Source organism: Pedobacter sp. GW460-11-11-14-TSB4 (genome assembly GCF_059423705.1).
The window spans coordinates 1-21,112 of sequence record NZ_JBWKYI010000047.1 but is presented as its reverse complement, the minus strand read 5'-3'; the positions used below and the strand labels follow the sequence as shown (position 1 = coordinate 21,112).

Genomic DNA, 21,112 nt, shown 5'->3' with positions numbered 1-21,112 from the left:
GCCTGCTGCATAAATCTAAAGTAATGCTTCTCAGAAAAAAAACTTTTTATTTGCATAAACCATAGAATACGGGTTTAAGTGGCGCGGCCAGCATGGCTATTTGGGGCTGCAGGGTGGCAATAGCAAATTTCACAATCCAAACATTCCTACGGAACGAAAAAACATTTCATTTTTTTTTCTACCCATCAGGCGTTCTTACGGAACGAAAAAGGGTAAAATTCTAGTTCACAAACCGTTCCGAAGGAACGCTTCATCGGTAGCCAATCGTACAATTGGCGTTTTCGTTCCGTAGGAACGTTTGGCAGAAGATGTAAAGTTGAGACATAAAAAATGAGAGATCAGCCCTTTTTGGAATACGCGATTTAATTTTCAAAAAAAAACATTTTAATTATCCTTAACAGGCTTTATGCTTAAGTGTTTAGTTAGAAAGCTTTATCGCTTTTTCACAGCCTAAAACTTATCCACATATTGGGTTAAATGCCAAAATTTCCGTATTTTTGATACTTATTGTTTTTAATTAAAATATGAGCGAAGAACAGGATTTAAAGTCAAATTATTCGGCAGATAATATACAGGTTTTAGAAGGTTTAGAAGCGGTGCGTAAGCGCCCTTCAATGTATATAGGTGATACGGGTGTAAAAGGTTTACACCATTTGGTTTACGAGGTTGTAGATAACTCAATTGATGAAGCATTAGCTGGTCATGCAGATACAATCGATGTTAGAATTTTAGAAGGTAACTCCATCAGGGTTGAAGATAACGGTCGGGGTATTCCAACCGGAATTAATACAAAAGAGAATAAATCGGCGCTTGAAATCGTAATGACGGTTTTACACGCGGGTGGTAAATTTGATAAAGATACCTACAAAGTATCGGGCGGTTTGCACGGTGTGGGGGTAAGTTGCGTTAACGCCTTATCTACACATTTAAAAGCAGAAGTTCACCGCGAAGGTAAAATCTGGATGCAGGAATATAACATCGGTAAACCTTTATACGATGTTAAAGAAGTAGGTGAGACCGATAAACGCGGTACCATTGTAACTTTTAGTCCGGATGCGACCATTTTTACGCAAACCACTGAATATAAATACGATACTTTAGCAGGTCGTTTACGTGAGTTGGCTTTCCTGAATAAAGGAATTACTTTAACGTTAACTGATGAGCGTGAAGTTTTAGAAGACGGGAAATTCTTATCAGAAGTATTCCACTCAGAAGGTGGTTTGAAAGAATTTGTTGCCTTTTTAGATGGAACAAGAGCATCTTTCTTACCTGAACCGATTTATATCGAAGGAATTAAGAACGGCATCCCGGTTGAGCTGGCTTTTCAGTACAACGATAGTTATTCAGAAAATGTTCACTCTTATGTGAATAACATTAATACCCACGAGGGTGGAACACACATTGCAGGTTTCCGCAGAGGTTTAACCCGTACTTTAAAAGCTTATGCCGATAAATCGGGTTTATTAAAAAATCTGAAGATGGAAATTACCGGTGATGACTTTAGAGAAGGTTTAACCGCAGTAGTTTCGGTAAAGGTTCAGGAGCCTCAGTTTGAGGGACAAACCAAAACCAAACTGGGTAACAGTGAGGTAATGGGAGCGGTTGATGTTGCGGTTGGTGAAGCATTGGGATACTATCTGGAAGAAAATCCGAAAGAAGCTAAAATGATCATCAACAAGGTAATTTTAGCGGCTACAGCACGTGCAGCGGCGCGTAAGGCACGCGAAATGGTGCAGCGTAAGAGTGTAATGGGCGGATCTGGTTTGCCAGGTAAATTAGCCGATTGCTCAGATAGCGATCCGGAAAGATGTGAAATTTATCTGGTAGAGGGTGACTCGGCGGGTGGTACCGCTAAACAAGGTCGCGATAGAAACATTCAGGCCATTTTACCACTAAAAGGTAAAATCTTGAACGTGGAAAAAGCGATGGAGCACAAAATCTACGAGAACGACGAGATCAAAAATATGTTTACGGCTATCGGTGTGAGTATCGGTACGCCAGAAGACGATAAAGCATTAAACCTGACTAAATTACGCTATCACAAGATCGTAATTATGACGGATGCGGATATTGATGGTTCTCACATTACCACTTTGATTTTAACGTTCTTCTATCGTTATATGAGGGCATTAATCGAAGCCGGTTATGTTTATATTGCATCACCACCGCTTTACCAGGTTAAAAAAGGTAAAGATTTCGAATATTGCTGGAATGATGTACAACGCGATGCAGCTGTACAACGTATTAAAGGTAATGGTAAAGAAGATAGCGTACACATCCAGCGTTACAAAGGTTTGGGTGAGATGAACGCTGAACAACTTTGGGATACTACACTGAATCCTGCTACGCGTACCTTATTACAGGCTACAATCGAAAGTGCAGCAGAATGCGATCATACTTTCTCGATGTTAATGGGCGATGAAGTTGCGCCACGTAGAGAGTTTATTGAGCGTAATGCAAAGTATGCAAAAATTGATGCTTAATCCTTAATCCCCTTAAGGGGACTTTAAAATACGAACCCTCTTCATTTAAATCTTGAAGAGGGTTTTTTGTTTTTTATCATATTAACTTTAAAATTTATATACATAATTTTCTTATGTATGTAAAAATTTATATGTTTGCGATATGGCAGTTAATAATGAATTATTTAAAGGTACTTTACAAACCATTATTTTAAATCTTTTATCAGAAAATGAAAAGATGTATGGTTATGAAATTACTCAAAAAGTAAAATCCATCACGCAGGGCGAATTATTGTTAAAAGAGGGGGCTTTATACCCGGCTTTACATAAACTGGAAGCAGAAGGTTTATTGGAAACAACTACAGAAGTGGTTGAAAACAGGGTAAGGAAATATTATTCCTTATCTAAAGATGGAGAAAAAGAGGTGGTAAATAAATTACAGGAAGCAAAAGATTTTATTGCCCAGCTACAGTTATTGTTAAACTTAAAACCTTCGTTTTAAATGAATCTCAGTAAAGAACAACTGCATCAAATTAAAGCGCTTATCGCACAGAGAGGCTTTAAAGATGTTGATGTACAAATGGAAATTTTGGATCATGTAGCCTCATCAGTAGAAGATAAAATGGACGAAAATCCATTGCTTAGTTTTGATGCTGCGGTAAGTGAAACACATCAGTCATTTGGTGTAATGGGATTCAGTGCCGTTGCCAATGGGATAGCCAATTCAATCCGTGCAAAATATAGCCGCCTGTTTTGGAGGATTTTCTGCTCAGCTTTCGGATATAAATATGTGCTACTGCTGTGTTTCTCCATATTTGGTATTTACAAAATGGAAGGGTTACTTACAAAAGACAACTTTTATATGTTTTTTGTTCTGGCGATGCTTTTAGTGTTTGGAGTTTTGATATTTTCCTACATTAACATTCAGGTTTCTGGTTATAAAAAATATCTGTCTTTTAAGTCTGGAAATTCTTTCCTTAGTCTGTTAGGAGCTGATTTGATTTTTACGAATCTTATCGTGAATAACACACCGTCTGAACTCACTATTTTTTCTATTAATGTACAGCAATTAGTGGTGTCACTTTCTATCATTTTATTTGTACTCTATTTTAATGCTGCTATTAGAACAGCAAGGGCAGGTATAAGGGAAACTAAGTCATTAATGGAGAAATACAAATTGTTATACAGTTAATTATAAAAACAAAGCCATTCCGTTTACGAATGGCTTTGTATCACTATAAACCTTTCAAAATGATCTGGACTATCCAGTACAGATACATTTTAATTAACTAACCATCTCAATGATGAGATTATTTTTAGGCAAGGATTGATTACAGAATGTAATACGATCCAACAGGTGCCAATTCGGTTTGAGGTTTGTCCTCGTATATTTTATTATCATCCAGCATCTGGCAAAGATCGCGTTCAATATTTCTACAGATAGTTGTCGTTGGTGTGTCTGTAGGTTTATTTTCGAATGGATCCTGAAGATGAACCGCCATTTTTTCTACCAATAAAAAGAATGCCGCAATAGCAACGACTAGAGGCACTTCCATGTAGCCAAAATATTCAATTAAGCCAAAAGGCAGTAATACGATGAACAAATGGATCGACATATTGATGTATTTGCTATAAGTAACCGGGAAAACGGTATTTTTTATTCTTTCCGATCCGCCCATATGGTTACATAAAGCCGTAATGGTTTTGTCGATTTCTATCTGCTGGTATTTATTAATCCAGCCTTCCTGTAATGCCTTTTTTAAGTCCATGGCATGTAACTCCAATATCGTTGTCGTTACATTTTTACGTTTTTTAATAAAAGCGATTTCCTCGGCGCACAGGTATTCTTCCAAATCTTTGCGTGCATTAAAACCCCTTAACGATTTACTTAAAGCATAACACCAGGCAATTTGCCTTTTGATGAAACGTTCTTTAAATTGCTCAACCTCATCTAAACCATAAGGATTTTCGACGAAAGACAATATCTGACGTGATAGCGTTCTGGAATCGTTAACGATAGCTCCCCAAAGAATTCTGGCCTCCCACCACCTATCGTAAGCCTGGTTAGACCGAAATGCCAATAGCAGCGAAATGATTGTGCCTAGTAAAGCGGGTACAGCAACAGGAATGGAAATGCGTGTAACATGAAAGTTTTCATATAATACCACAATACCTATAGAGTAGCCAATAACAAACAGGAGTTCTTTTTTGATCTTTCCGAATATATAAGTGAGCGGAATATTATTTCGTAACAGCATAATATAAATTTTAAAATGTGATAATTAAGCGTTTGCTTCTTGCAACTGTGTTTCGTGTATTTTTGTGTCAATTAAGTTTTCGCTTGCATGAACGGTCAACGTGTTTAATTGAATTACTTCACAGCCGGCACGTTCTGTTAATATTTTAGGGTCGATACTATATTTATTGATCGGCGTAAAATTGTATTCTTTTAAGTAGGCAATACGTTCTACATCAAAGGCTTCGATAAAGTTTTTGAAAGCCGCTACCGTACTTCCATAAAAATATTCGATCCCGATAGTATTGATCTGTGTAGGGTATTTTGCCTTGGCCTGATTGATCTGCTGATAAAATTCGTCGCTAACATTTTCGTAATCACGGCTGCGGCGACTCAACATTAACATATCAGTTATCGAATCGGATAGTTTAAAGGCGTGAACAAAAATGATGTTTACGCTTTCGTTTTTTTGATGTTGAACAAGCGCATCAATAATTTTAACGCTTTCTAATTTAAAGTCGGTTGGTACTAATACTGTTTTCATCGCTATATCTTGTTTAAATGAATTGAAAAATTATTTATACAAGTTTAGCCTGATGTTATTATAGCGAAATAAGAGCGAGATTAGAATGAGATTAGAGTGTACTCCTTTTTTGAATAATCAATGGTTAACTGTATAAATTGGTTAAGCGGTTAATTGTACCTCTCGTTTAATTACAGTTAACCAGGTAAACGGTTTAAACAATTAACCTGTTACAGGTAATAAAACCTTAATCTCTGAGCCAATGCCTTCCTGCGATTTAATAGCGATACTACCTCTGTGTAAACGGATAATATTTAAAGAAAGTGGTAAGCCAACGCCGTAGCCCTTAAAATCGTTGGTGTTAGATGCACGGTAAAAGGGTTCGAATATATGCTGGATATCTGACTGCGGTATTCCAATCCCTCTGTCTGTTACAGCAATCGAAAGCATATTGGCATTACTTTCGATACTAATGTTTACCAGATTTTCATTTGAGTATTTACAGGCATTGTTTACAATATTGCTGATGGCAAGTTTGATCAGGTTTTTGTTGACCCGAAGTGTTAGTAATTCTTCATCGTCAGGGAGTTTGGTAAAATCGATTTCTATTTTACTGTTGGGGTGTACCTGGTTAACCGATTCTTTAATTTCCCATAACAGTTCGTCCATCCGTACCTCTTCCCAGGGTTGGTTTTTCCCATTAAAGCCCGATTGTGCCAGGCCCAGTAAACTGGTTAAGATATGTTCTAATCTTTCTGCCTCATCTTTAATTTTCGCTAAAGCTTTTTCCTGTTTTGCGGTATCTTCGATGGTTTTCATCGCCAGTTCAACCTCCCCGCTAATAATGGTTAAAGGTGTTCTTAATTCGTGTGAAGCATTGCTGATAAAGTTATTCTGCGTTTCGAAAGCTGTTTCCAAACGGTTAAGCATGTTGTTAAAGGTTTGGGCCAATTGCGACATTTCATCATTCCCTTCTTTAACATCTAATCTCAGGTGTAGATTTTCTGCTTTTATTTTTTTAACACTCTTAATTACATTTCTTAACGGCATTAACATGTAATTAGAAAATTTCCAGCCAACCACAAAAGATAAAATAACAGAAAGGAAAAAACCGATAATCAAGATTCGTTGCAGGTCTTTTAGCTCCCGAAAGCCAAAGGGGTCGTTTGCCGAAACAATTACGATATATCCTTTACTTGGGTTTTTAAAGAATTTGCCAGCATAAAAGTGATTCTCCACACGATAACGTGCTACATATCCGGCATTTATGCGGTTGTAAAAACTAGCTGGTAACTCTCGGTCCAGTTTATTAGTTGGTTTTCCAGCTTCTATGATGTACTCTTTTTCTGAAGGCAGACGTTCAAGGTATTGATTACGCATTTTAGCATACACCTTATTGTTCTCGTCTTCGTACAATTTAATCTGCGCAGCAATATTAACCCTGGCTTCTAAACGTTTATAAAAATCTTCAAAGGCAAAGTCGTTAGAAAAATACCAGACAAAACCACTTAACAGGGAGATAATAATTGCCGATAAAATGGCGAAAAGTAAAGTGATTTTTTTGGCAATCTGCATTATTTATCTTTTAATATATAGCCCAGGCCTACTGCGGTATGGATAAGCTTTTGATCGGCGTTTTTATCTATTTTTTTGCGAAGATAATTAACATAAACATCAACCACATTGGTGCCGAGGTTAAAATCGATATCCCAAACGTTTTCTAAAATATCTATCCGGGATAAAATTTTAGATTTATTTTTTGCCATGTATTCGAGTAAGCGATATTCTGTTGCAGTCAGTACAATTTCCTGTTGATTGCGCTTGACCGTTTTCGCGCTTAAATTTAGCTGGAGATCTGCAATGGAAATGATCTGATCTTGTGAAACTACCCCATGATATCGCCTCAGCAGCATTCTGATCCTTGCAAAAAGCTCAGCAAATTTAAATGGCTTGATTAAATAATCATCTGCACCATTATCCAGTCCGTTTACCACATTTTCGGTAGTACCTAATGCGGTAAGCATAATAATAGGTGTATTTGGTTTTTGTTCTTTAATGATTTTGCAGAGCTCCAGTCCATTTATTCCAGGTAGCATGATATCGAGAATAATCAGGTCGAACTGATTTTCTAAAGCCATCTGCTTCCCGATTAAGCCATCAGGAGCTATACTCACCGTAAAGCCTTCGTCGCTTAAACCTCTCGAAATTACAGATACAACGCTCGGTTCATCTTCTACAAGTAATAAATTCATTTGCTGGCAAGTAATCTAAAAAATAGGGAATTACAAAATCTTAATTGCTGCTTAGTCGGTTTTTAATGTTTTTTTAACGTAAAGCCGACACAATTGTTTGGATTACTACAAATTATGGCAAAAAAAAGCCTCCCAAGCGAGAGGCTGTAAATAATTTTAACTAGTCTTAGACTATGTTCACAATGACAATACTCCGTGCTTTCCGTGGCTCCGTGGCAAATAGTTGTGCTCGGATCGATTAAACTCCCTTTTCTGATTTTTCTTTCAGAAATTTTAGCCCATCTTCAAAATCCTTGCCGATCATTTTATCCATACTCACAAACACACACATCCACTTACTGATCAGGTTATTTTCTCCACTCATTGTCCAGGTTACCTTATTGCTGCTTCCCTCAGGTTGAATGTCGAATTTGGTGTCTGCTAAACTTTCAAAAGGTTCGATAAATTTTAATTCAATATCTACCTGTTTGTTAGGTGCTACACTTTTTATTTTCATGTAGCCACTTCCTGTTTCCTTACCTTTCCATTCGTAGATATGCCCAGGTTCGCCAGCAACCCCACCATAGGTCGTTTTAGCTGTAGGCTCCATTTTTGCCCATGGATTCCATTTGTAGAATTCTTTAAAGTCCGCCACGTTTTTGTAAATCACACTGTCTGGAGCATTGATTACTGTAGACCTGGTAACGGTATAACTTTTAGGCAAGAAAAAGCCACCTACAATAATGATTATTGCCAATACGACAATAATGCCAAGTAAGATTTTTAGGAATTTCATAATTTGATTTTAGTTTGGTTAACTAAATTTATAAAGAAAGCAGTTGAAATCAAAGTAAAAAAACTTAAACAATTTTAATCTTCGGTTGCGGTGCATTGATTTTGAAATGCATTAAATCGGCAATAGATTGTGCTTTTTGTTTGATCAGATCTGCATTAGCTCCCGCAAAAAGATCATTAACGGTTTGGAAGAATAGATTTTTCCAGGTTTCGAAGGCTTCAGTTTGTAGTGGTGTTTGCTCATTTAGTGTAAAATGGGTAAGCATAGGATTACCTTTATAAGTGGCCTTTCCAAAGAGAATGCTTTCCCAGAAATCGTACATTTTTGGTAGGTGGTGCGACCAGTCTACTTTGGCAACATCGGTAAATATTGGCCCAATATGTTTGTTAAGGGCTACATTTTTATAAAACGTATCCACTAAAAGCATAATATCATTCCTGTCACTGATGTCGTTCTTCATTACCTTGTATTATTTATAAAGCCTGAGGATCATTTTCCTGTAATCAATAACGGCTTTATATTGCATTAATATATCTCCGCCAATAATACTTATAATAGGTGGGTGGCCAAACTGTTGATACGTTTCGCTAACCGATTGCAGATCAAAAGCCACTGTTTCGTAGTTTTTGAGCTTTAACGGTCCGATTTTTAGTTCAGGGATCGTTGCCTGGATGGTAGTGGTGGTGGTAAAAAGGGTAGCTGCATTAATTTCGTCTGATACCTGTAGGGTTTCAGAGAGGTGTTGCTCAATTAACGATTTATCGAATACACTACGTGAGGCACCAGTATCTAAAACTGCAAAATGTTTTTCCTTAAAAACAACAACTTCCACCAAAAGGTGGAAGCCGTCATCTTGTAAGTTGATCAGTTTTAGTGGGATTGAAATTGATCTCATTATTTATTGCTGTCTACTGTCCTTCGATTAAACTCAGGATGACAATTTATTTAAGTGAAAAAAAGCCCCGGATTACAAAAATACACGGATGATAAATCTATTCCGTGCTTCTGTGTTTACGTGGCAAAAAAATCTTTTATCTTTCTGTGGCAAAAAATAAAGTATGTTGGTGTTAAACCAACTTCATTTCTGCCAGTACACTGTTCATATTCCTTACCGCATCGGCACTTTTGTTAAATGCAGCCTGCTCATCATCGGTTAATTTAAAATCGATGATTTTTTCCCATCCATTACGGCCAATAATTACCGGTACACCTAAACAGATATCTTCCTGTCCGTATTCTCCTTCGAGGGAAACACAGCAGGTAAATAATTTTTTCTCATCACGTAAAATCGCTTCAACCAGTGCAGCACCTGCAGCACCTGGTGCGTACCAGGCAGAAGTGCCAATTAAACCTGTTAAAGTAGCACCACCAACCATCGTATCTGCTGCAACTTTATCCAGCGTAGCTTTATCCAGTAAATTACTTACTGGTAAACTTTGGTACGTAGCTAAACGGGTTAAAGGAATCATCGTGGTATCGCCATGGCCTCCAATCACAAAGCCCTGTAAATCGTTTGGATTGCAATTTAAAGCTTGCGATAAATAAAATTTGAAACGGGAGCTATCTAAGGTTCCACCCATGCCGATAATGCGGTTTTTAGGCAGACCTAATGATTTTAAAGCTAAATAGGTCATCGTATCCATCGGATTACTAATCACGATGAAAATGGCTTCAGGAGAGAATTTTAAAATATTTTCGGCAACACCTTTAACAATACCAGCATTAATACCTATGAGTTCTTCTCTGGTCATCCCTGGTTTACGGGGCAAGCCTGAAGTAATTACCACGACATCAGAACCAGCAGTTTTGCTGTAATCGCCTGTTACACCGGTAATTTTGGTGTCGAAACCCAAAAGGGTTGCAGTTTGCATCATGTCGATTGCCTTGCCTTCGGCAAAACCCTCTTTAATATCTAACAGGACAAGTTCGTTCGCCAATTCTTTGCGGGCAATATTATCTGCACAAGTGGCACCAACTGCGCCTGCGCCAACAACCGTTACTTTCATATATTTTATTTTAATGGTTTGCGTATCGTTAAATATTTAATCGAAGGTAGAAATAAATATAAGGTTTAAAAATCCTTTTCAAAACTTTATAATTTGATGATGGTTTACTTAATAAGTTCAAAAGCAGAAGCATAAAAGTAAAGGCCAATTATGGAAAACAAACCCATTTCAAATATCGATTATAAAGCCTTTGAAGGTAAATGGTATTCATTATATTCCATCCCAACATTATTGGATAAACATTGGAAACAAACTACCGAAACCTACACGCTGGCCGACAACGATCATTTTGATGTTTATACTACTTATCACAAAGAAGGAAAACCTGAAGAAAAGTCGATCACTTCCAAACTGTTTTTCGATGAAGAAAAGCATGATGGTGATATGAAGGCACAATTTTTATGGCCTTTTAAAATCGGTTACTGGATTATCGAACTGGCTGACGATTATAGTTATGTGGTTGTAGGTCATCCCGATGAAAAGTACCTGTTTATTATGGCACGCGAACCCAAGATGGAGGCCGATTTATTGGTGCACATCATCGAAAGGTGCAGGCAGAAGGGGTATGACGTAAGTGAGTTGGTGAGTCAGGAGCATTTTTAAAAATTTCCTGTCATTCTGAGGGGGTAATTTATGGTGTAAAAATCAATAGGAATGACAGATTTTTTTTTTGGCAAATGGCAGTCTGCAAGATATCGTAATTGCGAGGAAGGCTTTTCGTTTCTCCTTGCAATAAAGAGCTTTCTATTGGATTCTGTTAATGATAGCTTAGTCAAGAATCCCATCGCTCAATTATAAAACCGGTTTGGAAAGCAGTTACAGTGAAATGTGGGTTATTACAGTCCCGCTATACGCTTTATCCCGATAGAAAAAATCGGGATGTTCGCTCCTATCGGGTTTATTTACTGTGGATAGGAGCACAGACTGCCCAACCTAAACCCGACCGTAGCGGTATGCTGATTTTTCATCAGCAGAAGCGGGGGCGGGACTGAAAAGAGCGATGAAAAACCGAACCCCACATTTCCCAAAAAAAAACTTTTGAAGTTATTATGCCTTTTTTTCTGATTGGGAAAGCAATCGCAGTGCCGATTAGGACGGAATATATTTTCTTATTTTCCACCATATTTTGTTGATAAAATCTGACAAAAGCACCTGCCAAAATTCCTATTTTTGAAGAACCGTTATTATTCTGAAACGGTTAATTCTTTAAGCACAATATGTATTTAATTTTTGATACTGAAACCACTGGTTTGCCTCGTAATTATAACGCACCCATTACCGATACGGATAACTGGCCACGTTGTATACAAATTGCATGGCAACTGCACGATGAGATGGGGAGATTGGTTGAGCATCAGGATTATCTGGTTAAACCAGAGGGATTTAATATTCCGTACGATGCAGAGCGGATTCATGGTATTTCTACCGAACTGGCTACCGAACAGGGTATTGGTTTCGACGAGATGCTGGCGAAGTTTAACGAAGTTTTAAACAAGGCCAAATTTATTGTAGGCCAGAATGTGGGCTTCGATGTGAACATTATGGGCTGTGAGTTCCACCGTTTTGGTGTAGCCAACCGTTTGGCAGAGATGCCCGTTTTGGATACCTGTACTGAGGTTACCGCACAGCTTTTACAATTACCAGGAGGTAGGGGTGGAAGGTTTAAACTGCCAACCTTAACCGAGTTACATTCTTATTTGTTTGGCGTTCCATTTAACGAAGCCCACAATGCAACTGCCGATGTGGAAGCAACTACACGTTGTTTCCTGGAATTGGTAAAAAGAGAGGTTTTTAAAAAAGAAGAATTACAGGTTGATGTAGAATATTTCCCTCGTTTTAGAGAGGTAAACCCAGCTACCATTGAAGGTGTTGGATTAAAACACATCAATTTAAAGGCAGCTTCTGATGAAATCCGCAAACGTTTACAAAAAGCCGAAGGCGGCGGAATTTCGAAGCAGGAACTTGCCGGGAACAAACAGGAACTGGCAGCAGCAACTTTTGTACATTTACATAACCATACCCAGTTTTCGGTACTGCAAAGTACCATCAGTATCCCCGATCTGGTAAAAGCTGCGGCAGCACAAAAAATGCCTGCAGTAGCCATGACCGATCATGCGAACATGATGGGGGCTTTTCATTTTGTAAACAATGTTTTAAACCACAACAAAGCCGCCGAAGCGAAAAATGCTGCCGCAATTGAGGCGGGCGAACGTCCAACTGAAGTGGTAATGACGCCGATTGTTGGAGTAGAATTTTTTGTTTGTAATAATCACTTAGACCGGACCGCTAAAGACAACGGTTACCAGATGGTACTGTTGGCGAAAAATAAAAAAGGCTATCATAATTTAGCTAAAATGTCTTCTATCGCTTATACCAAAGGTTTTTATTACGTTCCACGTATTGATAGGGAAGTAATTGAACAGTATAAAGATGATATTATTGTTTTATCGGGTAACCTTTCCGGGGAGATTTCGAATAAAATTTTAAACATGGGCGAGAGCCAGGCTGAAGAAGCGCTGATCTGGTGGAAAAACATGTTTGGCGATGATTTCTATGTGGAGGTGATGCGTCACAATCAGGAAGATGAAGACCGTGTAAACGAATCGTTGATTGCATTGGCTCGTAAACATGCTGTTAAATTGGTCGCCACCAATAATACCTATTACATTAACAAAAAGGATGCGAATGCCCACGATATTTTGCTTTGTGTAAAAGATGGCGAAAAACAGGCCACACCAATTGGCCGTGGCCGTGGTTACCGTTATGGTTTGCCCAATCAGGAATATTATTTCAAATCTGGCGATGAAATGAAATCGCTTTTTGCCGATTTGCCAGAGGCGATTGTCAATATAAAAGAAATTGTAGATAAGATCGAAATCTACAAACTTGCCCGTGAAGTACTCTTACCTAAATTCGATATTCCTGAAGAGTTTTTGGTTGCTGAGGACGAAGCCGACGGTGGAAAACGTGGGGAGAATAAATTTTTACGTCACCTTACTTACGAGGGTGCCAAGAAACGTTATGGTGTATTAACCCCTGAAGTTACCGAACGTTTAGATTTCGAATTACAAACCATTGAGAAAACCGGTTATCCGGGTTATTTCTTAATTGTACAGGATTTTATTGCCGAAGCCCGTCGCAGGGATGTTTCGGTAGGCCCTGGCCGTGGCTCTGCAGCCGGATCGGTAGTGGCTTATTGTTTGTGGATTACGAATATCGATCCCATTAAGTACGATCTCCTTTTTGAGCGTTTCTTAAATCCCGATCGTGTATCCATGCCCGATATTGATATCGATTTTGACGATGAGGGCCGTGGCCGTGTAATGGAATATGTAATTGGCAAATATGGCTCCAGCCAGGTGGCACAAATTATCACTTATGGAACCATGGCCGCCAAATCTTCTATCCGAGATACAGCAAGGGTGTTGGATTTGCCGCTTTTTGAAGCAGATAAGATTGCCAAGCTGATTCCGAACATGAAGCTCGCCAAAATCTTTACGCTGGATGAGAAAACACTAAAAGAAGCTTTGCGTCCTGATGAATATGAACGCGTTGTTGAATTGAAAAACCTTGGAGGCTTAAAAGATTTGAGTGCCGAAACCATTCAACAGGCACAGATTTTAGAAGGCTCTTTGCGGAATACCGGTATCCATGCCTGCGGGGTGATTATTACGCCAAGCGATATTACCAATTTCGTTCCTGTTTCTACAGCAAAAGACTCTGATTTATATGTTACCCAATTTGATAACTCGGTTGTAGAAAGCGCGGGTTTATTAAAAATGGACTTTTTGGGTTTAAAAACCCTTACCCTGATTAAAGATACCGTAAAACTGGTTAAAAAACGCTTTGGTATCGATCTCGATCCGGATAACTTTCCCATCGATGATGTTTTAACCTACGAGCTTTTCCAGCGGGGTGAAACCATCGGGATTTTCCAGTACGAGAGTCCGGGTATGCAGAAATACATGAAGGAGCTGAAACCAACGGTTTTCGACGATTTAATTGCGATGAACGCATTATATCGCCCAGGACCAATGGAGTACATTCCGAGTTTCGTTCGCCGTAAAAATGGCGAAGAAGAAATTAAGTACGATTTAGATGCCTGCGAAGAGTATTTGAAAGAAACCTACGGAATTACCGTTTACCAGGAGCAGGTAATGCTTTTATCGCAGAAACTGGCTGGATTTACCAAAGGTGAGGCCGACGTGCTGCGTAAGGCGATGGGTAAGAAACAGAAAGACGTTCTGGATAAAATGAAACCAAAGTTTGTGAAACAAGCGGCCGAAAAAGGTCATGATGCCACAACTTTAGAAAAAATATGGAAAGATTGGGAAGCTTTTGCATCCTACGCTTTTAACAAATCGCACTCTACCTGTTATGCATGGATTGCCTATCAAACAGCTTATTTAAAAGCACATTATCCTGCTGAATATATGGCTGCGGTACTGTCGAACAATATGAGTGATATTAAACAGGTAGCCTTCTTTATGGAAGAATGTCGCCAGATGAGCGTTACGGTATTGGGACCTGATGTGAACGAATCTGATCTCAAATTCTCGGTAAATGCCAAAGGCGAGGTTCGTTTTGGAATGTCGGCAGTAAAAGGTGTGGGTGAAAAGGCGGTAGAAAGTATTATTGAAGAAAGATTAGCAAATGGGCCTTATGGTAATGTATATGATTTTGCTAAACGTTCCAATACCCGTATTGTAAATAAAAAAGCTTACGAGAGTTTTGTTTATAGCGGCGCTTTCGATGCATTTGGAGGTCATAGGGCACAGTATTTTTATATCGGCCCGAACGATAAAATGAATGGCATTGAAAAGATTATTAAATATGCCAACGATTTTCAGAACAATGAAAGTACCTCACAAGCTTCCTTGTTCGGGGGGTCTAAAGCTGATCTGATTTTAGAACCAAGTTTGCCGGTTTCGCCTGAATGGGCATTAATGGACAGGTTAAAATACGAAAAGGATGCGATTGGGATTTTCCTTTCCGGTCACCCTCTGGATAATTATAAACTCGAACTCGATAAATTCTGTACCCATGGGGTTAAACAGCTAAGCATCATCAATAAGGTGCGTATGGGCGATAACAATGAAGATATATTGGCTGAATTCGAAAAACTAAAAAACCGTGAGCTTTGTGTAGGTGGACTTGTAGTCACCGCATCGCAAAGGATTACCAAAACAGGTAAGCCATTTGGTACTTTTGTTTTCGAAGATTACGACGATGCCAGTGAAATGGCCTTGTTCGGCGAAGATTTTTTAAAGTTTAAATCGTTTTTAACAGAAGGATATTTCTTACAGATCAGAGGTAGGGTAGGCGAGCGTTTCGGTAAAGCCGGTGATTGGGAATTTAAAATCACAGCAATTAACCTAATGTCTGAGCTGAGGGATAAATTAGCTAAAAGTTTAACGATCCAGGTGCCGATTGAGCGGGTTAACGATCAGCTGATGCGCGAGATTGAAGCCATACTAGCAGACAATAAGGCAAACTCTGAGCAGCAAAACTGCCAACTTAACTTCGCTATTTTTGATCGGGAAAAGGAGATTATGCTGGATATGCCTTCCAAAAACCTTAAAATAAATCCAAGCAATAAGTTTTTAGAACAATTACTCGGGCTTAATGTTGTAAATTACAAGCTGAACTAAGCGATACGCGTTTGGCGCCGAGCGTTTAGCCCATCTAACGCAAAACGCAATACGCCCACCGCTTTCCGCATTTACCAAAATAATGTCAAATTGACATTGCGGATGGGTTGGCATTACAATTGAATACATATATTTGAACATAAAAAAAATAATTATGGCATTAGAAATCACAGATGCAAACTTCGAGGAGCTTGTATTAAAATCAGATAAACCCGTATTAGTAGATTTTTGGGCAGAATGGTGTGGCCCTTGTCGCATGGTTGGTCCAGTAGTAGAAGAAATCGCAAAAGAGTATGATGGTAAAGCGGTAGTTGGAAAAGTAAACGTTGATAACAACCCTCAAATTTCAATGCAGTTTGGTATCCGTAACATCCCAGCTTTATTATACTTTAAAGATGGTCAGGTTGTAGACAAACAAGTTGGTGCTGTTCCAAAATCAGTATTAGCAGAAAAATTAAACAAGCAATTAGTTTAAATAAAGGTTGAAGGTAAAAGGTAGAGGGTTTAAGGTAAACGCAAAATCTTCAAAACTTCACTAATAATATTACAAAAACCCAGGTTCATTTGATGGATTTGGGTTTTTTATTGCAAACATAATTTTGTTTCTTTAATAAAAAACTAACAATCATGTCTATTAACTTATTTAACAATAAAACTTTAGGTATTTTATTGGCAGGTATAACACTAAACTGTGCAAATGTTGCATGTGTATCGGCGCAGAATCCTGTTGAAACCAACGAACCATCAGCAGATTATAAGCCTGCATTTGCCGGGCAGACCAGAATTGCAGGTGTAAAGACGAAAACCCCTCTTGATATTAAGATTATTAATGAAAAGCTGGAAAATCCATGGGCCATTTCGGTTCTTCCAAACGGAGGTTTCCTAATTACCCAAAAGCAGGGTACCATGGTGATTCTTACGCCAGATGGAAAATTAAGTAAAAAGATAACCGGTTTGCCAAAGGTAGATCCATCTGGCCAGGGTGGTTTATTAGATGTAACCTTAGATCCTAACTTTGCTAAAAACAGAATGATTTACTGGGCTTATTCAGAGCCTCAGGATAAAGGCGTTTTATTGGCCATTGCAAAAGGTAAATTGGCAGCTAACGAAACGACCATTGAAAACCAAAGCATTATTTACCGCGCTACACCAGCTTATGGCGGTAAACTGCAATACGGTTCGAGAATTGTTTTCGATAAAAATGGCAATTTATTTGTAAGTACAGGTGAACGTTCTGGTAGTGATATCCGAATCCAGGCACAATATTTAAACTCTTCTTTGGGTAAAATCCTGCACCTTACTACTGATGGAAAAGCGGTGGCCAACGGCCCGTTTGCAGGCAAGGCAGATGCAAAACCAGAAATTTATGCCTATGGATTACGCAATCCTGATGGTTTGGCTATTAATCCATTAACCGGAGATTTATGGGAAGCAGAATTTGGACCAAAAGGAGGTGATGAAGTAAATATCATTAAACCGGGCAAAAATTATGGCTGGCCAATCATCACCTACGGAACAGAATATAGTGGTAAAAAAGTGGGCGACGGTATTCAGCAAAAAGAAGGGATGGAGCAACCCGTTTACTACTGGAATCCAAGCATTTCGCCAGGTTGTATTGCTTTTTACAACAGCAGCAGCATTGCCGAATGGAAAGGGAATTTATTTGTAGGTGGTTTGGGCGGATCGCACATTATCCGGTTAGTAATAAAAGATGATAAAATTGTTGGCGAAGAGCGTTTGCTGGAAGGCAAAGGCGAACGTTTCCGCGATATGGTAGAGGGTAAAGACGGAGCGCTTTATTCAGTAACCGATAATGGCCACTTGTTTAGAATAGCGAAGAAGTAAGTTAAGTAATTATAAAATATAGATCCCGAGTTCATTTATGGAGCTCGGGATTTTTTATTTTAAGCTCATTGTTCGTTGTTTTTTGAAAAAGTGGGGTTCTGCTTTTCATGGCATTTTCAGTCCCGCTGTCCGTTTTAGTCCCGATTTTCAATCGGGAGCTGCCACTACCATCGGGTTTATTCACCACGGCTAGCAGCACAATCGGTGCCACCTAAACCCGACCGTAGCGAGATGCCGATTTTTTTAATCGGCAGAAGCGGGGGCGGGATTGTACAGACCTAAATGTTGCTGTTGCTTTCCAAATCACTTCAAAAAATGACACGTGATATCTCTTTTTTTAACCATTTGACCGAAACGTAACTTCCAAACTATACTTATCGATAAAATATATTTTTTCCATCCAAACCTGATAAGTTTTTAAGAATTTTTAATAAATCTTTTATTAGCTTTACCATATGCAGGCTGTAAACTATGAAAACGAAACAAGCTATGGTAATTTAGAATTGCTTGCACAGCAAGTAGTAGAAGGTTTTATTACCGGACTGCATAAAAGTCCGTTTCATGGCTTTTCGGTCGAATTTGCCGAACACCGTCAGTATAATAATGGCGATAATGTTAAAAATATCGACTGGAAATTATACGCCAAAACGGATAAACTTTACAGTAAACGTTTCGAAGAAGAAACCAATTTGCGTTGTCAGTTTGTGATTGATGTTTCCTCATCAATGTACTTCCCCGAACCCAAAAATAATAAACTGATTTTCTCCATACAGGCAACTGCATCATTAATGTACCTGCTGAAGAAACAGCGCGATGCCTTTGGTTTAAGCTTATTTACGGATGAAATATTGTTGAATTCGCCGGCAAAGTCGACTACGGTACACCAGAAATATTTATTTACACAATTAGAAGACCTGCTGCACAAACCTAAGGTAAATGCGCAGACAAATTTAAGCGAAGCTTTGCATCAGGTTGCCGAATTAATTCATAAACGCTCTTTGGTTATTATTTTTAGCGATTTATTTAATACGCAGACCAGTACAGCTAAAACGGATGAATTTTTTGATGCCCTGCAGCATTTAAAATTTAACAAACACGAAGTGGTGGTTTTTAACGTGGTGGATAAATCAAAAGAAGTTGATTTCAATTTTGAGAACCGCCCATACCAGTTTATCGATATGGAAACCGGCGAAACGATTAAAGTGCACACCAATCAGGTAAAGGAAAATTATACTGCGGCGGTTTCTACTTACCGGCAGCAGATTGCACTAAAATGTGCCCAATATAAAATCGACTTAATTGATGCCGATATGAATGATGGCTTTTATCCGGTCCTTCAGTCTTATTTAATCAAACGGCAGAAATTAGGCTAAAATTTTGATGCAAACAACACCGGTTCAGTGCTGTTTAATAAAACGATTTAAATTTTAAACTCCCTAATATGTTAGAAAAAGGCGCTATAGCACCAGATTTCGAATTGAATGCTACTCCCGATCAGAAAATAAAACTTCAAGATTTTAAAGGTAAAAACGTTATCCTGGCTTTTTATCCTGCCGACTGGAGCCCGGTATGCAGCGACCAAATGGCACTTTATAACGAGATGTTAAAATATTTTAATAAGTATGATGCCCAGATTTTCGGTGTTTCTGTCGACAGCGTTTGGTGCCACCTCGCTTTCGAAGAAAATAGAAAATTGCATTTCCCCTTATTGGCCGATTTTGAACCAAAAGGCGCCGTGTCAAAAGCTTATGGTGTGTATGATGAAGAACTTGGCGAAAGTAAAAGGGCACTTTTTGTGATTGATAAAGAAGGGAAAATTGCCTGGAGTTATTTATCGCCAATAGCCGTTAATCCTGGTGCTGACGGAATTTTAGAAGCATTAGAGGAATTAGATAAGAAATAAGTTATGAGTACTTTAAAACCTGAAATCAATAATCAAGATCATGTCCAGGGCGATGATTCGGCTAGTGTAACCATTGTGGAGTTTGGCGATTATCAATGCCCTTATTGCGGCAATGCCTATCCGATTATGAAGGAAATTGAGGAAACATTTGGCCATCAGATCAGATTCATCTTCCGGCATTTTCCCTTGGCAAATGCCCATGAATTTGCGTTTCCAGGGGCCATTGCTGCAGAAGCGGCAGGTTTGCAAGGTAAGTTTTGGGAAATGCACGATGCACTCTACGAAAATCAATACCGCCTGGATGGTGAGCTGTTCGACGAATTGGCTGAAACCATTGGTTTAGATTTGGAGCTGTTTCAGCAAGACAGCACTTCAGAAGAGATTAAACGAAAAATAGAAGATGATTTTGATAGTGGTGTACGGAGTGGTGTAAATGGAACGCCTTCTTTTTACGTAAACGGGACTAAATTTGACGGGGGTGCAACAGACCTTTACCAGATGCTTAAAGAAAGTGCTGAATAACTTGCCAAAGAAGTCAATTTTGTTGGCAACAGGCTATTTAAACTTGATTTCTTCTAAAACAAAAAACCTCATGTATTTTGCAATACATGAGGTATCAGATAAGGGTAACCGGAAAACTAAAAAACTAATTATGAGTTTTTAGAATTTAACAAAATTGAAATCGCTTCGTGTTTTGTTATTTCAAAGGTGCACTTCATTTATGAAGTTTTAGTGAAGAAAACCTCACCTTATCGCAGTTGCAATACTTATGTTACAACTGAAAATAAATATAAAAGCGGTTGCATCATAAATATAAAATTGTCATCCTGAGCCTGTCGAAGGGTTTGTTTAAATGACTTGTAAAGCATTTCCATTACTTTCCTGAATCAACGTGACAAATTGGAAAGGGAAATCACAAATATGATACAGCCTCTTTCTGACGATTAGGTTCATTACTTTTTCGAATACATCTCTTGTAGCTGCGCTAATGCCGCTACCAATTTATCCTCATCACCTGCTAAACAATAATATTTAATTCCATTTTTATCGTTATCAGGCTCATCTTCACGTTTGTCGAAAACCGGATAGATTGATTTAATTTTGTTGCTGGTTTGTTCCGGACTAACTTTGAATCCTTTCCAGGCGGTTAATTGTGATTTGCTGGTGGTTTCTTCTTTGGCATGATCTGAACTGGCAAAGGTTTTTCCAACGGTAAAAACCCCGTAATTCATTTCCTCATCAATGGAAAATGAATTTGCTGTAATGGTAAATGTAGTTTCAATACCCTTACGTAAAATGTGATCGGTTCCGCCGATGGCTTTTGCCAGCAGTTGATTGATGGTTTTAACGATTTCGGCCTTTGTTTGTGCGTAGCCGCTGAGTGTGGCAGCCAGCAGGAAGACCAGTGTGAGTGTTGTTTTCATAATTCTTTAAGGTTAAATATTTGTGTGTATCTAAA

19 protein-coding genes are annotated in these 21,112 nt (G+C 38.6%); 10 read left to right on the top strand and 9 right to left on the bottom strand.

What is annotated here, in order from left to right:
• The first annotated feature begins 524 nt into the window (after positions 1 to 524).
• The 3 genes from gyrB to AC07YT_RS24365 all read left to right on the top strand — a co-directional run bounded on the left by gyrB (position 525) and on the right by AC07YT_RS24365 (position 3,654).
• Entirely contained in the window at positions 525 to 2,483 is a 1,959-nt protein-coding gene (gyrB, locus tag AC07YT_RS24375; RefSeq protein ID WP_086545171.1) for a DNA topoisomerase (ATP-hydrolyzing) subunit B, read from the top strand.
• Between the two features lie 142 nt (positions 2,484 to 2,625).
• Positions 2,626 to 2,964 (top strand): PadR family transcriptional regulator, encoded by a 339-nt coding sequence (locus tag AC07YT_RS24370; protein ID WP_086545172.1) that lies wholly within the window; start codon positions 2,626 to 2,628, stop codon positions 2,962 to 2,964.
• The gene (locus AC07YT_RS24365; protein ID WP_086545173.1) at positions 2,965 to 3,654 is read left to right on the top strand and encodes a hypothetical protein; all 690 of its coding nucleotides are present in this window, start codon (positions 2,965 to 2,967) and stop codon (positions 3,652 to 3,654) included.
• A gap of 139 nt (positions 3,655 to 3,793) precedes the next feature.
• Here AC07YT_RS24365 and AC07YT_RS24360 read toward each other — a convergent pair whose 3' ends face one another.
• The 8 genes from AC07YT_RS24360 to mdh form a co-directional block, all read right to left on the bottom strand.
• Complete coding sequence (locus AC07YT_RS24360) at positions 3,794 to 4,720, bottom strand: bestrophin family protein (RefSeq protein WP_086545174.1); 927 nt, start codon at positions 4,718 to 4,720, stop codon at positions 3,794 to 3,796.
• 24 nt (positions 4,721 to 4,744) lie between these two features.
• Positions 4,745 to 5,242: a hypothetical protein gene (locus tag AC07YT_RS24355; RefSeq protein ID WP_086545175.1), complete on the bottom strand. Its 498-nt coding sequence runs from the start codon at positions 5,240 to 5,242 to the stop codon at positions 4,745 to 4,747.
• A 201-nt stretch (positions 5,243 to 5,443) separates the two neighbouring features.
• Positions 5,444 to 6,796, bottom strand: a complete 1,353-nt coding sequence (locus tag AC07YT_RS24350; protein WP_086545176.1) for a sensor histidine kinase — start codon at positions 6,794 to 6,796, stop codon at positions 5,444 to 5,446.
• Positions 6,796 to 7,473, bottom strand: a complete 678-nt coding sequence (locus AC07YT_RS24345; protein WP_086545177.1) for a response regulator transcription factor — start codon at positions 7,471 to 7,473, stop codon at positions 6,796 to 6,798. Before AC07YT_RS24345 ends, AC07YT_RS24350 begins: the two co-directional genes overlap by 1 nt.
• Positions 7,474 to 7,711: 238 nt before the next feature.
• Positions 7,712 to 8,248, bottom strand: coding sequence for an SRPBCC family protein (locus AC07YT_RS24340; protein WP_086545178.1), 537 nt, complete (start codon positions 8,246 to 8,248; stop codon positions 7,712 to 7,714).
• Between the two features lie 64 nt (positions 8,249 to 8,312).
• Positions 8,313 to 8,708 (bottom strand): group III truncated hemoglobin, encoded by a 396-nt coding sequence (locus AC07YT_RS24335; RefSeq protein ID WP_086545179.1) that lies wholly within the window; start codon positions 8,706 to 8,708, stop codon positions 8,313 to 8,315.
• 9 nt (positions 8,709 to 8,717) lie between these two features.
• Complete coding sequence (locus AC07YT_RS24330; RefSeq protein ID WP_086545180.1) at positions 8,718 to 9,143, bottom strand: aspartyl protease family protein; 426 nt, start codon at positions 9,141 to 9,143, stop codon at positions 8,718 to 8,720.
• 172 nt (positions 9,144 to 9,315) lie between these two features.
• A complete protein-coding gene (gene mdh / locus AC07YT_RS24325) occupies positions 9,316 to 10,254 on the bottom strand; it encodes a malate dehydrogenase (RefSeq protein ID WP_086545181.1) in 939 nt (312 codons plus the stop codon).
• A gap of 150 nt (positions 10,255 to 10,404) precedes the next feature.
• On the opposite strand from mdh, the gene AC07YT_RS24320 reads away from it, so the two are divergent.
• From AC07YT_RS24320 to AC07YT_RS24290, 7 genes are all read left to right on the top strand, one after another.
• Entirely contained in the window at positions 10,405 to 10,857 is a 453-nt protein-coding gene (locus tag AC07YT_RS24320; RefSeq protein WP_086545182.1) for a lipocalin family protein, read from the top strand.
• Positions 10,858 to 11,471: 614 nt separating this feature from the next.
• Positions 11,472 to 15,905 (top strand): DNA polymerase III subunit alpha, encoded by a 4,434-nt coding sequence (gene dnaE, locus AC07YT_RS24315; RefSeq protein ID WP_086545183.1) that lies wholly within the window; start codon positions 11,472 to 11,474, stop codon positions 15,903 to 15,905.
• Between the two features lie 154 nt (positions 15,906 to 16,059).
• Positions 16,060 to 16,380, top strand: coding sequence for a thioredoxin (trxA, locus tag AC07YT_RS24310; RefSeq protein WP_086545184.1), 321 nt, complete (start codon positions 16,060 to 16,062; stop codon positions 16,378 to 16,380).
• Positions 16,381 to 16,532: 152 nt separating this feature from the next.
• Positions 16,533 to 17,750 carry a PQQ-dependent sugar dehydrogenase gene (locus tag AC07YT_RS24305; protein ID WP_494945568.1) on the top strand — a complete coding sequence of 406 codons (1,218 nt, stop codon included), beginning with the start codon at positions 16,533 to 16,535 and terminating at the stop codon, positions 17,748 to 17,750.
• A 455-nt stretch (positions 17,751 to 18,205) separates the two neighbouring features.
• The gene (locus tag AC07YT_RS24300) at positions 18,206 to 19,123 is read left to right on the top strand and encodes a DUF58 domain-containing protein (protein WP_086545186.1); all 918 of its coding nucleotides are present in this window, start codon (positions 18,206 to 18,208) and stop codon (positions 19,121 to 19,123) included.
• Positions 19,124 to 19,191: 68 nt separating this feature from the next.
• On the top strand, positions 19,192 to 19,653 hold the full coding sequence (locus AC07YT_RS24295; RefSeq protein WP_086545187.1) for a redoxin domain-containing protein: 462 nt from the start codon (positions 19,192 to 19,194) through the stop codon (positions 19,651 to 19,653).
• Between the two features lie 3 nt (positions 19,654 to 19,656).
• Positions 19,657 to 20,175, top strand: a complete 519-nt coding sequence (locus tag AC07YT_RS24290) for a DsbA family protein (RefSeq protein ID WP_086545188.1) — start codon at positions 19,657 to 19,659, stop codon at positions 20,173 to 20,175.
• Between the two features lie 431 nt (positions 20,176 to 20,606).
• Here the strand turns inward: AC07YT_RS24290 and AC07YT_RS24285 are convergent, their stop codons facing one another.
• Positions 20,607 to 21,077: a hypothetical protein gene (locus AC07YT_RS24285; RefSeq protein ID WP_086545189.1), complete on the bottom strand. Its 471-nt coding sequence runs from the start codon at positions 21,075 to 21,077 to the stop codon at positions 20,607 to 20,609.
• Between the last annotated feature and the right edge of the window lie 35 nt (positions 21,078 to 21,112).

Coding starts and splice junctions, on each gene's coding strand:
- AC07YT_RS24360 (WP_086545174.1), bottom strand. CDS start 4,720: ATGCTGTTACGAAATAATATTCCGCTCACTTATATATTCGGAAAGATC.
- AC07YT_RS24300 (WP_086545186.1), top strand. CDS start 18,206: ATGCAGGCTGTAAACTATGAAAACGAAACAAGCTATGGTAATTTAGAA.
- AC07YT_RS24290 (WP_086545188.1), top strand. CDS start 19,657: ATGAGTACTTTAAAACCTGAAATCAATAATCAAGATCATGTCCAGGGC.
- dnaE (WP_086545183.1), top strand. CDS start 11,472: ATGTATTTAATTTTTGATACTGAAACCACTGGTTTGCCTCGTAATTAT.
- mdh (WP_086545181.1), bottom strand. CDS start 10,254: ATGAAAGTAACGGTTGTTGGCGCAGGCGCAGTTGGTGCCACTTGTGCA.
- AC07YT_RS24365 (WP_086545173.1), top strand. CDS start 2,965: ATGAATCTCAGTAAAGAACAACTGCATCAAATTAAAGCGCTTATCGCA.
- trxA (WP_086545184.1), top strand. CDS start 16,060: ATGGCATTAGAAATCACAGATGCAAACTTCGAGGAGCTTGTATTAAAA.
- AC07YT_RS24305 (WP_494945568.1), top strand. CDS start 16,533: ATGTCTATTAACTTATTTAACAATAAAACTTTAGGTATTTTATTGGCA.
- AC07YT_RS24370 (WP_086545172.1), top strand. CDS start 2,626: ATGGCAGTTAATAATGAATTATTTAAAGGTACTTTACAAACCATTATT.
- AC07YT_RS24330 (WP_086545180.1), bottom strand. CDS start 9,143: ATGAGATCAATTTCAATCCCACTAAAACTGATCAACTTACAAGATGAC.
- AC07YT_RS24335 (WP_086545179.1), bottom strand. CDS start 8,708: ATGAAGAACGACATCAGTGACAGGAATGATATTATGCTTTTAGTGGAT.
- AC07YT_RS24285 (WP_086545189.1), bottom strand. CDS start 21,077: ATGAAAACAACACTCACACTGGTCTTCCTGCTGGCTGCCACACTCAGC.
- AC07YT_RS24355 (WP_086545175.1), bottom strand. CDS start 5,242: ATGAAAACAGTATTAGTACCAACCGACTTTAAATTAGAAAGCGTTAAA.
- AC07YT_RS24345 (WP_086545177.1), bottom strand. CDS start 7,473: ATGAATTTATTACTTGTAGAAGATGAACCGAGCGTTGTATCTGTAATT.
- AC07YT_RS24320 (WP_086545182.1), top strand. CDS start 10,405: ATGGAAAACAAACCCATTTCAAATATCGATTATAAAGCCTTTGAAGGT.
- AC07YT_RS24295 (WP_086545187.1), top strand. CDS start 19,192: ATGTTAGAAAAAGGCGCTATAGCACCAGATTTCGAATTGAATGCTACT.
- gyrB (WP_086545171.1), top strand. CDS start 525: ATGAGCGAAGAACAGGATTTAAAGTCAAATTATTCGGCAGATAATATA.
- AC07YT_RS24340 (WP_086545178.1), bottom strand. CDS start 8,248: ATGAAATTCCTAAAAATCTTACTTGGCATTATTGTCGTATTGGCAATA.
- AC07YT_RS24350 (WP_086545176.1), bottom strand. CDS start 6,796: ATGCAGATTGCCAAAAAAATCACTTTACTTTTCGCCATTTTATCGGCA.